At 24.6% G+C, this 602-nt stretch carries 1 protein-coding gene; it reads right to left on the bottom strand.

All coding sequences use genetic code 11. The annotated features are described in order from the left end of the window. On the bottom strand, window positions 1–479 hold a 479-nt coding region (locus AYC59_RS07445), incomplete at its 3' end, for a type I restriction-modification system subunit M N-terminal domain-containing protein (protein WP_082752758.1). Window positions 480–602: the final 123 nt, after the last annotated feature.

The following is a 602-nucleotide window of genomic DNA, read 5'->3' as shown; positions in this document are numbered from 1 at the left end:
GTTAATTTCGCATTTTTTTCTGCAACAGTTTCTCCTAATCTTTTATGTGTAGTATCTATATCATCAAATAACCCTTTTATATCATCTTCTGATGGATAACCTATTGCACTATTTTCTATACTTCTAAATATATTTGCAAGATCTGTATTCAAATTTGGATTATTTTTAGCATTCTTTACTACATTTTGAAATAGTTGACTTGGAAGTATAAAAAATCCTTTATCTTCTACTGTTCCTGGTTTAAAATCTTGTAGTGCCTCTTCATCAGATAAATTTACATAATCAAATTCTAAATCTCCTGATTCATGTTCTGCTGAATTAAAAAACTCTACTATATTTTCTGAAATAAATCTATAAAACAATGTTCCTAATACATATTGTTTAAAATCCCAACCATCTACTGAACCCCTTAAAGCATCAGCTATATTCCATATTTTTCTTTGCAATTCTGCTCTTTGTATTACTTCATTTTCTGCCATTAATTATCTCCCTTTACTTTTTTGTTATATTTTATTTTATTATATCATTATTTAATATTTTTTAAAAACCTAAATAATATAAGAAAATTCAATATATTATCTTTATATATTTGTTTATATCTA

Source organism: Pseudostreptobacillus hongkongensis, assembly GCF_001559795.1.
GTDB classification, from domain to species: domain Bacteria; phylum Fusobacteriota; class Fusobacteriia; order Fusobacteriales; family Leptotrichiaceae; genus Pseudostreptobacillus; species Pseudostreptobacillus hongkongensis.
This window is presented reverse-complemented; position numbering and strand designations above follow the sequence as displayed.